At 42.2% G+C, this 17721-nt stretch carries 9 protein-coding genes; all 9 read right to left on the minus strand.

Annotated elements, in window-relative coordinates:
* Positions 1-885: 885 nt before the first annotated feature.
* Positions 886-2355: a sulfatase gene (locus XM47_RS18325; protein ID WP_048695873.1), complete on the minus strand. Its 1470-nt coding sequence runs from the start codon at positions 2353-2355 to the stop codon at positions 886-888.
* A 164-nt stretch (positions 2356-2519) separates the two neighbouring features.
* On the minus strand, positions 2520-4082 hold the full coding sequence (locus XM47_RS18330; protein ID WP_048695875.1) for a sulfatase family protein: 1563 nt from the start codon (positions 4080-4082) through the stop codon (positions 2520-2522).
* Between the two features lie 118 nt (positions 4083-4200).
* Positions 4201-6987: a glycosyl hydrolase gene (locus tag XM47_RS18335; RefSeq protein WP_048695876.1), complete on the minus strand. Its 2787-nt coding sequence runs from the start codon at positions 6985-6987 to the stop codon at positions 4201-4203.
* A 425-nt stretch (positions 6988-7412) separates the two neighbouring features.
* On the minus strand, positions 7413-8102 hold the full coding sequence (locus XM47_RS18340) for a thioredoxin fold domain-containing protein (protein ID WP_048695883.1): 690 nt from the start codon (positions 8100-8102) through the stop codon (positions 7413-7415).
* A 190-nt stretch (positions 8103-8292) separates the two neighbouring features.
* Complete coding sequence (locus tag XM47_RS18345) at positions 8293-10752, minus strand: family 78 glycoside hydrolase catalytic domain (RefSeq protein ID WP_048695878.1); 2460 nt, start codon at positions 10750-10752, stop codon at positions 8293-8295.
* 343 nt (positions 10753-11095) lie between these two features.
* A complete protein-coding gene (locus tag XM47_RS18775) occupies positions 11096-12763 on the minus strand; it encodes a heparin lyase I family protein (protein WP_053084629.1) in 1668 nt (555 codons plus the stop codon).
* A 383-nt stretch (positions 12764-13146) separates the two neighbouring features.
* Entirely contained in the window at positions 13147-14973 is a 1827-nt protein-coding gene (locus tag XM47_RS18355; RefSeq protein ID WP_048695879.1) for a heparin lyase I family protein, read from the minus strand.
* Positions 14974-15396: 423 nt separating this feature from the next.
* Positions 15397-17001: a LamG domain-containing protein gene (locus XM47_RS18360; protein ID WP_048695881.1), complete on the minus strand. Its 1605-nt coding sequence runs from the start codon at positions 16999-17001 to the stop codon at positions 15397-15399.
* On the minus strand, positions 16998-17594 hold the full coding sequence (locus XM47_RS18365; RefSeq protein WP_245623502.1) for a sigma-70 family RNA polymerase sigma factor: 597 nt from the start codon (positions 17592-17594) through the stop codon (positions 16998-17000). Before XM47_RS18365 ends, XM47_RS18360 begins: the two co-directional genes overlap by 4 nt.
* Between the last annotated feature and the right edge of the window lie 127 nt (positions 17595-17721).

The raw sequence follows: 17721 nt of genomic DNA on the forward strand, positions 1-17721 counted from the left end.
TCTACCGAAACGGATCAACATCAAACCCGTTTTCAATTACTAGTCGCTAGTTCAACAGCAAAATTGAACCGTAATATTGGTAATATTTTTTATTAGGGGATCAGCAGTAATAGGAATATAGATAGCTGAGCAGAATAATGCTTTACTGTCTTATCTGATTAAAATATTAGCAAAACACTAATTAACCACAGATTGGTTTTAATCGCAGTTTTATAGTTCCGCTCTATGTAAGTAATATTAGTGAGTGGCTATTGTCTAAAAGAAAAAGCAACCATTAATATTAGTTAGAGATAAACGCAATACTAGAAGTTTAACCAGAACAGGTCAGTCAGCTAGCTGCCAATTAACGCACACTGGGTTCGGTCAGCTTAGTTAACGGGCTATAACACCTTGGCTATTTGTTGTGATACGTGAATATAAATTTTCGAGGTGCTAACAGCTGAATGACCTAATAGAGCTGAGCTGTATTGAAAGCGTCGTACAACGTCAAAACTAAGCATAAAAAACACCACAGTAACTATAGCCAAGCCACTTGGAAATGTTCGATACCAGCAAGAGATAAAAAGTATTTAGGCAAGGCATTGATTAAAGAGTATGGCTATTCTCGGTAACGGCTGCTGTGTTACCCTAATGCCCACATCCATGTGGGAACCTTGTCAAAATAAATAGCGCAGCATAAATGTTTTTACGCCTTGTCCAATGGGAGCTATCGCAGCACATACATTACTGCGTTGTGTTGATTTGAAAGGTGCCTATATTCCTTCGTCAACACGCCTTGTATTGAAAGCGCTGCGATAGCTCTGAAACATACATTTCCAATGAGGCTTGAGTATATATGCTGTTTTAAATTTTAAGCTTTAGCTAAACTTGGGCAATAACTACAAATTAGTGACGCTGCTTTTTCGCTAATATTTTATCAATGAGCTTCTGGTTAATGGCCGCATCATATTCAGGGTTAAGCTTGGTTGGTATATCTGCGCCTGTTTGTTGTTGCCATGCTTGCAGTTTCGCTTTTAACTCTGCGACCTTGCTTGGATTATCGCTTGCAAGGTTGTCTTGCTCCGCTAAATCATTAGCAAGGTTATATAATTCATACTCATTGTTTTCAAAGTATTGGATCAGTTTCCAATCGCCACTTCTGATTGAACTACCTGGACGAGTTCTAAATAAAGGATCTTGCCCTTGGTCGGTTTGGGCATGATGTGCTTGCAAATAAATCGGGAAATGCCAGAATAAATCGCGCTCGGCTATTTTTTTCTGGCCTAATAAGTGCGCAGTTAAATCAACACCATCTAACACTTGGTTTGGTTGTTTTGATTGAGTTAAATTAACTAAAGTTGGGTAGAAATCAGCATTAATTACCGGCGTATGGTCAAGGCCTGGTTTAATTTTTTCTGGCCAACGAACAATTAATGGCACGCGTAAACCACCGTCATAATAAGAGCCCTTACCACCGCGAAGTGGTGTTGGGAATGACGACATACGGTAACCACCGTTATCAGAGGTAAAAATAACCAGGGTATTTTCGGCTAAACCTTCTGAGGCTAGCATATCTATAATTCGGCCAACATTGTCATCCATATGTTCAACCATGGCTGCATAGGTCGCTTCTCGTTTACTTTTAATGCCTTTTTTATGGTATTTATTCACTTTATCAACAACGGCTTGATAAGGGGTGTGCACCGTGTAATAAGGTACATAAGCAAAAAACGGTTGGTCTTTGCTTGCTTTTACCCAATCAATGACCTCATTGGTTAAACGCTCGGTTAAGTACTCCCCTTCAGGGCCGTCTTTAATATTAGGTAGTTTGTATGGGCTAAAGTAATGCAAGGTCATGCCTTGGTGGCTACCAGCAACATTTACATCAAAACCTTGTTTATCTGGATCTGCGCCTAAATGCCATTTGCCAAAAGTACCAGTAGCATAACCTGCGGTTTTCAAGGATTCCGCTATGGTGATAACGTCCGTAGAAATGCCTCGCTTATTTTTTATTGGGATAAGCTTGCGTGTTTTTGCATTACCTCGGTCTGAGGGCGATACCGTATAGACACCATGGCGAGGGCCATATTGACCAGACATAAGTACCGCTCGGCTTGGTGCACAATTGGCTGCGCCTGCGTATGCTTGATCAAAGACCAGACCTTGTTGTGCCAGCGCATCAACATTAGGGGTTTCAAAGTAGTCTGTCGTTTGGTTGTAGCCAACATCAGACCAACCTAAATCGTCGATAACAATCATAATAACATTGGGTTTAGCATTATCTGCTATCACAGCTGTGCTTGATGGTGTTGGCTTACCGCCACAAGCTGCCGTCAAAGCTAAAGTGAAGGTTACTAATAAAGTTTTTAATTTCATTAAAGTTACTCTCTTGTATTTGGTTATATTTATTAAATTTTAGACGTTTAACATTATTTGCTAGCTGTGTTTTATCGTTAAGTTAATAGCTAAGTTAATGAGTAAGCAGTCAATGGGTAATTAGCGAGGCAATAAACGGTATTGCCTCGCTAATTAAAAAGTCGTTAGAAATTTTTTGACCCCTTGCTAATGTAATCAGTACCTTTTACCCCATCAATGCCGCGTTTTTTTACGGTATCGCTGCGCTGTGCTTCGTATTGATCAATATAATCGTTGGTTTTCTGCCTTAAGGTGTTAAGTACCCTTTGATGTGACGCTGATGTTGCAAGGTTAATTGACTCTTGCGGGTCTTTTTTTAAGTGGTAAAGTTGTTCGTAGTTGTTTTTATAAAAACGAATGTATTTCCATTCGTCGGTACGAACACCCACCGTAGGTGGAATATCAGCACGTTTTGAGTGGTACATATGCTCAAAGAAAAACTCGTTACGCCATTGCTCAGTGCCACCGGCAACAATCTTGGTGAGCGATTTTCCTTGATAGCGTTTAGGGATCTCAACACCGGCCATGTCTAGTATGGTTGGCGCAATATCAATATTTAATGCCACTTCTTCACGAACTTGTGCTTTTGGCTGACGAGGATCAAAAATAATTAACGGTACTTGTAGATCTTCATCCCAACCAAACCATTTACCGGCTAGTTGACGCTCATTCATCGAGTAACCGTTATCGCCGGTATAAATAATAATGGTATTTTCAGCCATGCCGGTTTCTTTGAGTTTTTCGTAGATCATACCGACAGCACTGTCAACGGCTGTAATAGCGCGGTAATGACGTTTCGCCATTCTTTGATAGATATCTTCACTGCCAAAACGGTAGTGCCAGCGCTCACGCGCGATTGATTTTTTGAGAAAGTCTGGTAGTGCGGCAAAATCTTCATCTGAAGAAAACTTAGCTGGCGGGATAGTGACATCTTGATAGAGGCTTTCTAGCTCTGCCGGATAATGATATTGGTCTTTTTTATCTCTATCGTGGGCATGTGGGTTTCTAAAGCTAATCGACATGGTCCACGGTTTATCCGTGTTTTTATTTTGTTCAATAAAGTCTTTGGCAAGCTCCGCCATATAATAGGTTTGCGGTATGGTTTTGCCATTATGAACGCCTGTTTTTGAGATAGGTAGACGTTTAATGTAATCGAAATGTGCAGACAGATCGCCTGACAGCGCCATACCATATTTACCAATAAATGCAGACTTATAGCCATGCTCTTTCAACAACTTAGGATAAGTGATTGCCGTATCTTCTGGTGACACCTCTGGGCGCAAGAAGGTATAGTCATGGGTGCGTTCGGTAAGGCCTGTTACAATACTTGCCCGACTGGCAGCACAAATAGGCGTGGTGACAAAAGCTTTACTAAAAAAAGTGCCTTTATTGGCTAATTCATCAAGGTTGGGGGTTTTAATAATCGGGTGTATTTTGCCAATTAAGTCCCAGCGGTGATCATCCGCTAACAGAAATAATATATTAGGTTTTTTTTCAACGGTAGCCTGTTCAATACTTGGCTTAGTGTCGTATTGGCCACGGTTATTTAGGTCTGTAGTACCAAGAAAACTACAAGCTGATATTAATGAGAGCAGTGAGATCGCTGATATGACTATGCCAGGTCTAAAACGAGCGGGGCCGCCAGCTAAGGGGGCATGTGTAGTTATTTTTTTTAATAAACGTTTCATAACACTTCCAAGTTGATTGTTGGTAATTAAATAGATCTTGCTAAGCTCGATACCGAATGCTTGTTAGCCGAAACCTAGCTACCAGCATTCGAAATCGATATTTTATGGTGACGACTTATCAATAGGCCTCGTAAACCCTAATTGGGCCAATAATGCCTTGTTGTTGTGGTAACACTTCTTTAGTTTTTTTTGTTTTGCCAGTCCACTGTGTAGCTGTCTTGCTAGTTTTTTTCAAGGCAATCATTTCGTTGATTAAGGTCGAGGTATAGACGATCTTCAGTTGGCTAGGCTTGTCATCATAAGCGTTAGCAATTTTATAACGGTGGCTGCCATACCACCGGTTACCTAACTTGTTACCATTTAGGTAAACTGCGGTGATACCACCGCTTACATCGTTCAAGTCTAGATAGTCGCCATTTTTTAATCGTACAGATGTTTGGTAATGAACCAGGCCAGCAAAGTTGCGTACTCTTTCATCGTCAGCGCTTACAAAACTTTGCAGTGAGCTTTGTTTTTTAACAAACGATTGTCCCGCTCTTGGCATATAAGTGATTTGCCATGGGCCTTTAAGGGTGGTTTTACTTCTCAAGTTTGGTTGTTGAACTTTGCTAGAGCTTTGGCCTTGATGATTATCGAACACCAACAATAACGACTCAGCTGGCGCAAGATTTAGCTTAGTTGTTTTGTTTGTAGCATCAAAATTATGTTTCTTTCGCTCGCCCGTTTCAGCAGACCATTGCCAAGGCACCAAGCTATTTACGCCTTGAAATTCAATCGTAGTACTGACATTTTTGTCTAGATTCTGGTTTGAGAAAAAGACAACTAAATGGTCGCCGTGTTGATAATGCCTTTGCATTAGCCCTAGCTGTGGTGAGCGAATGTTAACGGGAGATGTTATGCTTTGTTCTAAAACCGCTTGCTGTAACCACAGTGTTAATGGCTGGGGATTATCGTTTTGTAAACCTTCATTAACAGACGCTGGTGGTAGCGCCAAACTGACATTTTTACGCTCAACTGCAGAGGTTATCGCTTGCTTGACACTAAGGTCATTTTTTTCAGCGTTTTGTAAACCTGGCGACCGGCTCGGCAGCTTGTCGATAAATACAACGTTAATGCCTTTTTTAGCGATGTTATCAATGGCTTTTGCTGTTTGCGGATACATGCTAGTAACACCAGCAATAATTAACACTTGGTAGTGCATCTGGCCAATATGCAATAAACCATTTTTGACTGTTGCTTGCTGGATAAGCTGTTCGTTTAAATAATTTGAGTCGTAACCTAATTGACTGAGTGAGCGCCATAACGCATGAGCGAACCGTGGTTTTTGTTGAATCGCACCACGCGCCAAGCCTGTTTCTGAATAGCGATCAGCAAACGGTGCGAGAATAGCAACTTCTGCGGTCGGTTTGGCTTTTTGCAATACCGCAGATAGTCGCGCATTGTATTGAGTCCACCGTGAAATATAAGGCCACCAGGTATTGTGGGCACTAAAATATGAACCATAACGTACCCATCCCGGAAAACCCGCTTCAGGCGGCGAGTAGTTAAAGCCATGCACCACGCTATGGTTAAGACCACTAATAAAATTGTCATCATCAGCCTGCTTAATTTGCTCTAGCGTAGTTTGAAATACCCCTTTGGTATTGGTCATTGACTCTGATGAGATCACCGATTTACCGCTGATATTGCCGCCAGACGAAGCGTATATATTCCAAACCCAAGATGCATTAGGGTTTCTAAATAGCCAGTTGTTGCTTTCGGGAATATCAACCAACATATTGCCTTCGGAAATACCGACCAGCCATGGCGCACCGTATGCTTGATACCGAGACTTCATGCCATGTTCGTTGGCCCAATCATGGAAAGTTTCAACAAACTGCTGGTTAAAAATAGTGACTAAGCTTTGATAAAAGTCGTAACGCACACGCTTAATTTTATCGTTAAATTCAGGGCTGTAATCAACGCTGGCATGCTCGTGTTTGTTCATCACCACAAATGGTAGCCATGGCTGAATATCGTAGCCATTTTGTTGCTTAAATTGCTTGGCAAAATTTGCATTCCAATTTGCCCCTGAAAGCTCAATACTATCGCAAAATGCCGAGCGCACATGCTCGCCAAGTTGGCCATCAAATACGTTAGCTAAAGCATCGGTCATACGGTCTAAATATCGACGTACTGCAACTTTATTAAAATGATCTAATACCGGGCCATCAGCGCCGGGCGCGCCATGGGTAACTTTTCGAAACCCGGTTTGCAGTTTGCCAACATACAAATCATATTCACCGCGATCTAATTGAAAAACGAGCTTGCCTTGCTTATTAACCTTCGGCATAAGGTCGACAATTTGGTCTAGTTTTTGGATGTTTTTAGGCACTAGAGATAAGAACATTAGCTTAGGTTCAATTTGTTTTCCACCTGGCGGGGTTAGCAGAGTATCAAGGTCTTGAGCAAAGTCGACAGGCCCTTTTAAGGGTATTTTATTGATAACGATTCTTTGTAATAGCTCATCATCTTTTAAAAATCGCCCGCCAAATGGCCAACCAGAGCCGACGATAACATCACTTTTTAAGCCACGTTTTTTAGCTTCAGTAATGGTGAACTTTAGTAAGGCATTCCAATCGTCACTTAACCATTCATGGCATTGCTGGGTAATGCCTTTATCGGTAATTGGCATCATGATGGGATTAATTTCTATGCCGCCAAAACCAGCATCTTTTAAAATATCTAGCTCGCGTAACAGTTGCTCTTTACGCACACAGTTACCATTCCACCACCAACGTGCAAATGGCTTAGCCTGAGCTGGAGGGGTGTCAAAAACCAATTTTAAGTCATCAGTAGCTGCAAAACTGTGCTGGCTAGTCAAGATAACAAGGCTGTATAGGGTTATTTTTAATAAATTCTTCATCAAGACTCTCGAAATAATTGTGGAGTAACCGCAAGTAATTGCTCATCACATTTCTGGCCACTACGGTGCTAAAAAATTTGTCTTACAGCAGTAGAGTCAGAAAGGGAAAAATTACTACCCATAAATTCGAGAAAAAATAAAAAATAAGAAAAAATAAAAAATAAGCAAAAATAATTATTAGTGCCGCCATTGAAGTAAATAATGCTTTTAATCCTTCCCGCTGGGAGCTTCGCAATACTTGCACTACTGCGTTGTGTTGATTTTAAAGATGCTACATGCCATCGCCAACACGCCTTGCCTCTATGGACGGAGGTACTTAGCGTGAGCAGGACGCGGAAGCAGTGTAGCGGAAGCGCTGCGATAGCGCTGGAACATGCATTTTCAAGTAGCTTGGGGTGTATATTCCAGACGTATAGTGCGTTGAGTTAACGAGGTGTTGTCAGTGTCATAAGCAGCTCAGATGCTGATTGATAGCCGGCAATAATACTGCCGTCTGGCAAAATTATATTTGGGGTGCCGTTTATACCTATTTGTTGCCCAAAACGAAATTGCTCTTCAATTGAGTTTTTGCAACTGTTAGCTGCGATAGGCTTGCCTGCTTGGGCTAATGTCATCGCATGTTTAGGATCTTTGGCACACCATACCGAGATCAAGTCGTCAAATCCTTGGCTAGATAAACCAGCACTAGGAAATGCCAGATATCGCACGGTAATGCCGATGCTATTGTATTCGCTCATTTGCTCATGCATGCGTTGACAATATGCACAAGAAAGATCGGTAAATACCGTCACCGCATACTTTTCATTGTCAGCTTTAAACTCAATAGCATCACCTACAAAGCGTTTGACGCCATTTAGCCTGACAGCTTTCAATGCTGCTTCAGTTTCATCACGCATACCCGCTTCCACATTGTAGATACGTGCCTGCATCAGGTACTTTCCATCCGCTGACGCATAAAAAATACCGCGTTCGGTATCCAACTGGTATATCCCTTCAATGGGCGAATTCACAATTGAGTTAATTTGCCACTCCAGTGCATTCTGAAGTTTTTGCTGTAATTGCTGATGACTATTTGCCAATGCAAATATCGTTACCAAGGGCAGTACAAGTAGCATCAAGGCTTTTTTAAACAATACCATCTGATGATTTCTCCAATTAATAGGCTCTGCTGACTGTTAAACCATACCAAAATAAGAAGAGCCAAGAACATGGTTGGTACACGTCTTGGCATAGTGATATGAACAGCTTGCGCATTTCCCCTCGAATAAACATTCGTGGTTTCTTGCGCAACGATTCATCTCTTTCTTATTTTATTTCGATAGTCCACTGTCCGGATGATAACTCAACGCCAGTGTGTGCGACCGATTGTCCGTTGACGACAACTTGCTGCGCACCCAGTTGCGCCAACTCGAGCAACGCCGATGAGCCGGTCGGAATACTGACCTGCCAAATCACTGAGCTTCCCTTACGTTGCCAATGGCTGGTGATCAGGCCATACGGCGAACGATGCTCGGCTTTCGCCCATTTTAGACTAGGAAGAAAACTAGGCTTCAAAATGATACGTTCAAAGCCGGGGTGAGCAGGATCAGGCCTGATACCACCAATACTTTCATGGAACATAGCGGCAAATCCGCTGTGCATGGGGTGACTGAATGAGTTCCGCGGATAGCGCTCTTCCTTTGACCACTCTAAAGGTACTTCTGGCCATGTGGTCAGATCATGGGTCTCAGTCATGTATGCCAAGCTAGGGTAGCTTCGTTGATGGAGCAGTAAGTCGGTAATCTCCGCATGCCCCGAATCATTCAGGGCAGTGTACAAGCCGCGGTGGCCGAGAATACCCGTTGTATAGTGTCCTTTGTTTACTTTAACGATGCGTTCAGCCAATGCCTTGGCAACGGCAGCACGTTGCTGATCTGGAACTAGGCCTAGGTGTAGCGCCATGGCGGTTGCTGTTTGCGAACCATAATCGCCTGAATCAGCATTGTAGAACTCCTTATTGAAAGCGTCTTTGATCGCTTTCGCCAGCTCTGTATATTTCTTTTCTTCGTTTGGTTTACCCAATAGCTTGGCCATTGTCCTCAATGCTTCGGCGCTTTGATAGTAGAGCGCGCTAGCTGACAATCGTCGCGGAGTATCTCTCTTAGCATTTGAACCCGGCGGACACCAATCCCCCCAAGCAAAACCTTTTTTGATGAGGTTCTCTTTAACTTCATATTCACCGAGGTAGTCCATGTAGCCGCTCATCATTGGCCAGGCATCTTCCGCCGTCTGTTGATCACCAGAATAGAGCCAGTTGTACCATGGCACAAGCACCACAGCTAGGCCCCAATCAGCCCGAGCTTGCCCACAAAGGCGTCTACCAACAGCAATATTGGCCGGAGCACGCGGATCCTTTGGCGGGATGTCGCTCTTAGGGTAGTATTGAGGTACCAAACGTGAAACACCGAGCAGTGCTTTGAAGTCATTGGTGCTCTTGCTCCAGAAACTGCGCGCGTCATAATTCATGTTTATGGTTTCTGCGGTCGCATGCATATCGCCCAACCAAGCACATTTTTCACGATGTGGGCAGTCGGTTAAGATACCTTGCAGGTTGCTTTCGATCGTCCAAAGTGAGATGTTATAAAACTTGTTTAGTAAGGGATCTGAAGATTCGAAACTACCAATACGCGCTAGATCAGTGCGAACCAGCCAGCCGGTAAAATCATCTAGTTGAGGTTTAGCTGAAAGACCATTGATCTGCACATAACGGAAACCATGATAGGTAAAGCGCGGCTCCCATTCCTCTACATCATCGCCCTTGCTGATATAGAATTCCGTCTGGTCATTACCCATGACACTAACACCAGTAGATTGGGTATCTATTGATTTTTTGTCGGGCATAAGGTGTTCTGCAAAACGCATTTTAATCTGTGTTCCGCGCTTTTCCTGTACCCGGATCTGCAACCAACCGGTCATGTTGGTGCCCATGTCCAAAATCCATCCGCCGTCGTTAGATGGCGTGATATTTGTCGGTTTAATCGCTTTAACTTTCTTCATTGGTGGCTGCGATTGGGCAATAAGTTGCTCAGTAGGCGATGGAACAACTGTTGCGGACACCCAGCCGGCATCGTCAAAGCCAGCCTTACTCCAGCCGGGGAGTTCCAACCGTGCATCATAGCTTTCGCCCACATAAATATTGTCAAAAAGAATGGGGCCGGTAGTCGCTTTCCACTGTGGTCCTGTAGTGATCTGTTGCTTACTACCATCGGTATATTCAATCTCTAACAAGGCAATAGCGAGGGGCTTACCCCATTTCAATCTGCGTGAAAAAGCAAAGTTCTGCCCGTAAAAACCATTACCTAGCATTAACCCCGCTGCATTACCGCCGGATTGTAGGTGTTTGGTGACATCAAAGGTCACATAGAAGGCGCGCTTATGATAGGTGGTTTGTACGGGGTCGAGCACATGGTCGCCCACTTTCGAGCCGTTCAGATAGAATTCGAAATAGCCCAACCCGCTGACATGAGCCGTCGCACTTTTTACCGGCTTTGTCACCTTAAACTCATGCCGCATTAGCGGTGCAGGAAACGATTTTACCTGTGCTGTGGGATTATTGCGTCTGGTGAAGGTCCGCTCTAGCAGCGGCGAAGCTGGTCTGGGATCTCCCTCAAGAGCGATCCACTTCGCATCCCACCATGAAACCGGCACCGGCTGTGCTGTCAAAGCCCCCGTAAACAATCCTGTAACCAACGCTAGGATATAACTATTTTTTATTATATTTTTCATTTCTACCTCATTGAAGAATATTACATAGCAAGTCTTTTTTTTCGTTACTTTATAAGTTCTTCATAAAATTTCAGTGCTAAAAAATTTGTCTTACAGCAGTAAAGTCAAAAATAAAAAAATTACTACCCATAAGTTCGAGAAAAAATAAGCAAAAATAATTATTGGTGATGATATTGAACGCTGCACCATTCCGTATAAAAAACTGTTTTTTGCGGGCACCCAGCCGTTAACCAGTGATGCAGGTGCAACAAAAAAACGAATACCCATGCAGGTATTCGTTTTGTAAACTGGCTTTGCCATAGTGCTTGATATTAAGGTTTAATACATCAACACGAGACGATCGTTAATTTAACTTTTGAAACAATCTACTCTTGATATAACAACTTTTTCTAACACCACTGATTGGGTCGCCACCAAAGGTTGCATTGTTACAAGCAACTTGACCCGATTGATTATTTAGGTATTTAAATTTTTTATTAGCGCCATAAGCAATATCTACGGTTTTATTTAGTAACAGTGTGGTACTCTCATCTCCAGCATACAGATAGCCACTGGGACCTCCATTTGGAATAACCTCTTGGTAATGACATTCTTTTTTTATACCCTGGTTCGGATCACCACCAAACGTTGAATTTTCACAACTCACTGTCGTTTTACCGCATACTGAATTGTTGTAAATATTATACTTATATTTGTATTGGCCATTTGCACCATAGGCAATATTTACTGTACCTGTTACAGTAAATTCAGTTTTAGCTTCAGTTGCAAAAGTATATCCTTGCGGCCCATTCGGAGTTTGTGCAGGACGAACATAACAATGTTTAGGATGACCACTTATAGGATCACCGCCAAATGTTGAATTATTACAGGTGATATCAGATGTTTGATTGTATAAATACGAAAATTGACCATCAGCACCGTACGCAATATCTGTCGGCTCGTTAATGGCAAGCTCGCTTCTTTCTATTACGGCATATTCAAAACCAAACGTTTCAGCCGCAGGGTTCAAGTCAGTATTTGGGCAATAATCTACAGCCCCCTTAGATTTATGCGGGAAATAACCTGGTGCAACATCAAAATAATCAGCATCTACATGTTCTACTTGGCGAATGTCATCTAAATACATAACCATGTCGTTATTCCGATTCACATTGCTGTCATATAAATACCAACCATAAGATGGGTACAGGCCACGTTCGTCATTATAACCAAGTTGAATTTGGTCACGACTTAGTACTTGTTTACCATCCAACCAGACTTTCACAAAACCTGTTGGCGTAAATGGGTTAGTTTTAACTTGAATCACAACGTCAACCCAGCGGTCTTTATAATTATCCATATTGGCAGGAACTTCAAAACTTCCGGTACCTTCACCAAACACACTGGTACTGACACGATTAGAGTCCCAAGAATAGCCAACTTTAAAACCATGTTGATGCATTGTTAGTGCGATAGGAGGTACTCGACTGGGCTCACCAACACCTCGCTCAGGGTCACCGTGCAATTGGAAAAACAATGCGCCTTGTTCGCCCGTTAATTTAGTTGAGTTACTTGGGAAGTAAACGCTAAAACCATGCCAAACAGTTGCCGTATTACCACTGGCATTTGGGCCATGAAACATCGCTTTGCGATCGGTGTTATTAATTATATTTATATCACCATTCCACTGTGCAGGATTATCATGTTTCCAGTGCAATTTAGCAGAATATCCACCCGCGCGAGCGATGGTGTTTTCAGCGCTAAAAGAATGCGGCCCTTGAAATTGTTTGAATTTAAAACTTTTAGGTAAGCTCTCATCAAGGCCTGGTGAATAGGTACCCATTAAATTGTGGGCATTCCAACCGCCTCCCTCAAATGATTCCTGTATACGTGGTGTAAGGCGTTCAATTCCGCCATTACCTGCCTGGTTTTGCCCCACGGGATAATCTTGAGCGTAACTAAAAGCACTGATACTGAGACTCCCCAACATTACTGCCATTTTAACTATCGATTTTGTATATTGATGTATCATATTGATATTTCCAATTATTATTATCTGATCTCTTACTCCATTTCACTTAAACAGTTTGGTACCACTTTATTTAATATGAATTGTCGTTAAGAGGGCTTTCAACAGATAGTTGATTTAACTTCTGTCCTGACCAACAAGTAAACTTTTTTGCGCAAAAATCACACAATATCTTGTCTTACAACGGTAGAGTCATAACGGCTTCTAATTACTACCCCTAACATCAAAAAATTATTAGGATTATAGAAAAATAACTGGATTGCTTATATAGCCAGTCCACTTGCTGAACCATGTATCTTCAAGTGGATTGGGTGTAAGCTAAATTTACACCTAGGTCGTTACCTAGTTTGATTAATGGCTAAAAATCTCGCTATTTCAATCGTACGTTAATTAGCAAAATAACCTGGTGCAATATCATAATAATTGATGTTTTCGCCTTCTGCCTGACGAAACTCATCCATATAAATAATCGCGTCAGAGTCACGGTTCCAGTTATCGCCGTAAATGTACCAACCATAAGAAGGATAAAGTCCTGTTTTATCGTTATAACCTAACTGGATATTGTGATGGTTAACCATTTGTTTACCGTCAATCCACAGCTTAATAAAGCCCTTTTGTTCAAATGGGTTGGTTTTAACTTGTAGAACAAAATCAACCCAACGATTTCGGTATTTGGATAAGGTTACTGGCACATCAACATGTAATTGTCCCTCACCTTGCGTGCTGGTACTCAATGCGGACGCATCCCAAGAATAGCCGACTTTAAAGCCCTCTGAACTGACGGTTAATGCGATGGGAGGGATCCGGCTTGGTTCGCCCTTATCTTTAGCGCCATGAAGCTGAAAAAAAAGTGCGCTTTGCTCGCCGGTTAAGGTAAATTCTTCACTTGAGAAGTAGGTACTAAAGCCATACCAAAGTGTAGTGCTATTACTGCTTGCGGTTTTGCCATGAAACATGGCTTTTCTGTCGGTGTTATCAAGTTTATTCGGGTCGCCATTCCACTGCTCTGGGTTTTCATGTTTCCAATGTAATTTTGCTGAATAATTACCTAAACGGACGATATCCGTTTCTGCGACAAATGAATGCGGCCCCTGAAATTGAGTGAATAGAAAAAATTTAGGTAGGCTTGGGTCAAATCCTGGATGATAAGTTTGTAAAAAAGATTGTGAATTCCAGCCTCCGCCAGCAAAGGTTTCGTAGGTGACAGCGCTATTGCGTGCAATAGGATCATTTCCGACAAGGCTTGCACCAACAGCGAAATCTTGTCCGTTAGGAATTACTGAACTTGAGGTGATAATGTCACTGCTGTCGAAAACAACGGATTCCGCATAACCATCTGCATCGGTATATTCTGCTTTCACGGATACTTTTTTACCCTTATCTGCTTCTATAAGGGTATAGCTAGCTTGACTTTGGTCACTAATTAAATCGCCATCAAGATACCAAAAATATTCAACCGTGCCCGTAACTGTATTTAAATCGTCAATACTAGCTCTCAGAGTGGCACCTACTTTCATCTCAGGGCTTCCACCGTTGCTATCGGTAATGGATATTACCCCTTGATAATTATCTATTTTGGCAACTGCCGCTGTGCCTGTAGACGTTAGCGTTTCCTCATAGCCATGGCTATCGGTATAACTGGCTTGAACGGTAATTTTTGTTCCGACCTGCGCTCGTTTAAGTGTGAGGGCGCTACTGTGCTGATTTAAAATTGCTTCGCCATCGGCAAACCAAATAAATGTCGTAGCTGAGGTTTTTACGCCATTATCATCAGCCAGTATTGCTTCAAGGGTTTGTCCTTGTTTGGCAATTCCTTCAATGTTTAGTACGCCGCCGAAGTTTACCAAAGGCACTTTAGTTGTTTGCTCGGCAGTTAAGCTACTACTAAAGCCTTTATCATCAACATAATTGACGGCAACCCCGAGCGTAGCGTTTAGATCGGCTTTTTGAATAAGATAACTTTTACTATCTGCACCCGGTATACTGATGGCATTGCGCCGCCATTGATAAGAAATGCTATTTACATTGGATAAACCATCAGGATCATTAATCGAAACCACCAGCGTTTCACCGTAGCTTGCCTTACCTGAGATACTGAGCGCGCCTCGTTGGTCATTTTCTTTATCTTTAATTGTTTGATCGCTATCGCCACTTCCGCCACATGCTGCTAAAGCAAGGGTTAATGCCGATAGTGTAAATATGTTTTTGTACATTTTTTTGCTCTGCTTTTTTGTTGTAGTGGTTATTATCCCTGTAAACTGAGCAGTTATTGACAACGTTAAATAACTAGTAGCGTTGCGTCTTGTTGTCTAAACAGACATTCACTCTACGATATTCATTGACTTACTGCCCCAGCATTATGGTAAGCGCTGGGCAATTTATTGCTCAAAACGGCTTTTTTAACGACCACTAGTTTGGTTATAAAAAGAATTGGTCTATAACGTAAAGTCGTATTGACCAATGATTACTACCCCCTAGTAAGGATAAAAATGAAAAATAAGAGGTCAGCTTATTGTAGATGACATTGAATTAGATAAAGTTGGTTTTTGGCGAGTAGAGTCAAAAACCACCTTAAAAGCGTCGACAACGAGCCCGCGCTCGTTAACAAGCGCATGGGCAAACTAAAAGCTAAATTGCTAATTAGCGATTATTTTTTTCGGTAAGCCTGAAGTAGGTGATAGTTCATAGGTGGTGTTGGGCATTAAATTAATGCGAGGCCGTTCTGGTAATGTAATATTATTAGCCGAGGTATTGGCTGGCAAACCATAATAGTTAAAGCCTTGTTTAATATTGTTTAAGTGCAGATTAATCGCATACTCTGTTAAAGCAAAGTCGTAGAAAGCAACCTCATCAATAACGCCAGAAAATGCTTCTTTATCCCAAAATCTTTTTCGCGGCGTATTGCCGATCATCGCAGATCCTGGACCTCCGCTTACCATTTTTGAACCGGGAGGGTATTGGTAAAATATTTGTTTTTTACCATTTATGTAAATTGCTTTTTCGCCGGTGTCCGCGTTATAAGTAGCAGCGATATGATGATAATTGCCGTCGGTTAAATCAGCGAGACTGAAACGGCCGTCACGGCCATCAAGCTGCAGTGTTAATTCATCATACCCGTGCCCTAAAGTAAATAACCCAAAACTTAATCTGCTGTGGTCGGCTTGCCGCTCAAAACTCAGTTGTATACGGCCACCGCCACTATCTTTGCGAAATATTTGTTGTATTTTCCCCGATGCACCTGACAGCTCTGGACGGATCAGTGTTTCAATAGTCACCCCGTCAGGTGCAGAAAATGAGCCCGTACCTCGTACGGTACTACCGCCATTGCCTAAATCAATGCGTGCATTGTCGCTATTATCAAACTTGATTGCTCCTTGTCCTACAAGACCTTGCACTCGTATGGCACCTGTCGCCATCACGCCGTCGGCACTACCGGCGCTATCAACAACGCGATCGCTGTTAGTGTTAAAAGGCCAAAAGTGTTTAGGTCGCCAACGAGCAGGTACTAATACGGTATTTTTGCCGCTGGTTACTCGAGGGGCGGTGTACCTTAAATCTACGGTTAGATCACTACCGTTCGAGTGCAACATGCCTGCCGGAGTATGAATTAGGGTGCTTGTTTTTGTTGTAGCTTCAAGACTTAGTGTTCCTGCCCTTAATCTTACCTCTCTATTATTAAAGAGTTTAATCAGGGAGTTCGGACCTAGGCGTAAAATGTCTCCATCAAGTAGTTTAATTATTACTTGTTGCTCAGTGAGATATACCCCTGCCAGCAAGGCGTTATCTTGAATATCCCCCTGCCCAACAACCGTCACCTTACCGTCAATAATATTTGCAATAATTAACGGTGATGTACGCTGAGCAAAAATCCAAAATAAACTAGCGACAATAACAATGAATGCCAGTAGCGATAACAGCATGTTTTTGGTGGTGATATTGTTCTTGTTCTCTTTTGGCTGTTGGTGTTCAAGCACTTTGCTTGGCTGTTCTTCAGGGCAGGTTGGCTCATCGGCTTTTATCACCAACTCTTCCGTTATTCGGCGGTACACAACTGCTGTACCCTGCTTAGGTGTTGCGCTTAACCGAGCATGAATATTGATATAGTCGTAATAAAATTGCTGAGCTTCAACATTGCCTTGTAACAATTGCTCAAGTTTTTTCATTTGCTCTGGGGTGGCATTGCCTGAACAGACAGCATCAGCAATGGCGCTTACCTCTGGAAATTGCTCTTGTTGCGTCATGAAGATGCCTCTTGTTGTTTTTTGTTGACACAAGCTAGTAACTGAGTGCGTATCTTATGTATTACTTTACGAATTGCATGCACAGATCTACCGGTATTAGTTGCTATTTGTTTAGCGGTTAAGCTCTCTAGGTAAAAGCTTTGGTAAACCTCTTTTAGGGGCGCAGATAGTAATGAACGACAATGTTCTAGATGTCGCCACTTCTGTTCCCAGTTGTCCCGATTACTTTCAAAAACGCTGATGTTGTGACTAAATTCATTTAAAAAATCTTCACTTAAGCCAAGTTGATAGCGTTTGTTACTGCGGCGGAAATTTTCTATGCGATAGTAAGCGATGACATTGGCCCATTTTGAAAAATTTGTCCCCAACTCAAATTTATCAAACTCTTGCCAAAGCGTTAGACAGGTTTCTTGAAAAATATCATCTGCTGCGCTGGGATCACCTACAAATGCATGGATATATGCATAAAGGCGGCTTTTATCGACTTCAAGCAACTGCTCAAACTGCCTTATTTTGGGCAAATCGGTTTGACACGGCTCTGTTGTAACCCTTACTACACTGCTTTTCGAAGGAATCTTATTTTTTTTAGACACGACACCAGTTAAATAAAAAATATAATCAGGTTTGTATTTATAACACGGTGCCGCGTTTAAAACTCGTTAATTTTTTAACACATTTTGCACACCAATAATTTATTAATTATGGCATCTTTGATCTTAC

The sequence above is a fragment of the Catenovulum maritimum genome, from assembly GCF_001050375.1.
Taxonomy (GTDB): Bacteria; Pseudomonadota; Gammaproteobacteria; order Enterobacterales; family Alteromonadaceae; genus Catenovulum; species Catenovulum maritimum.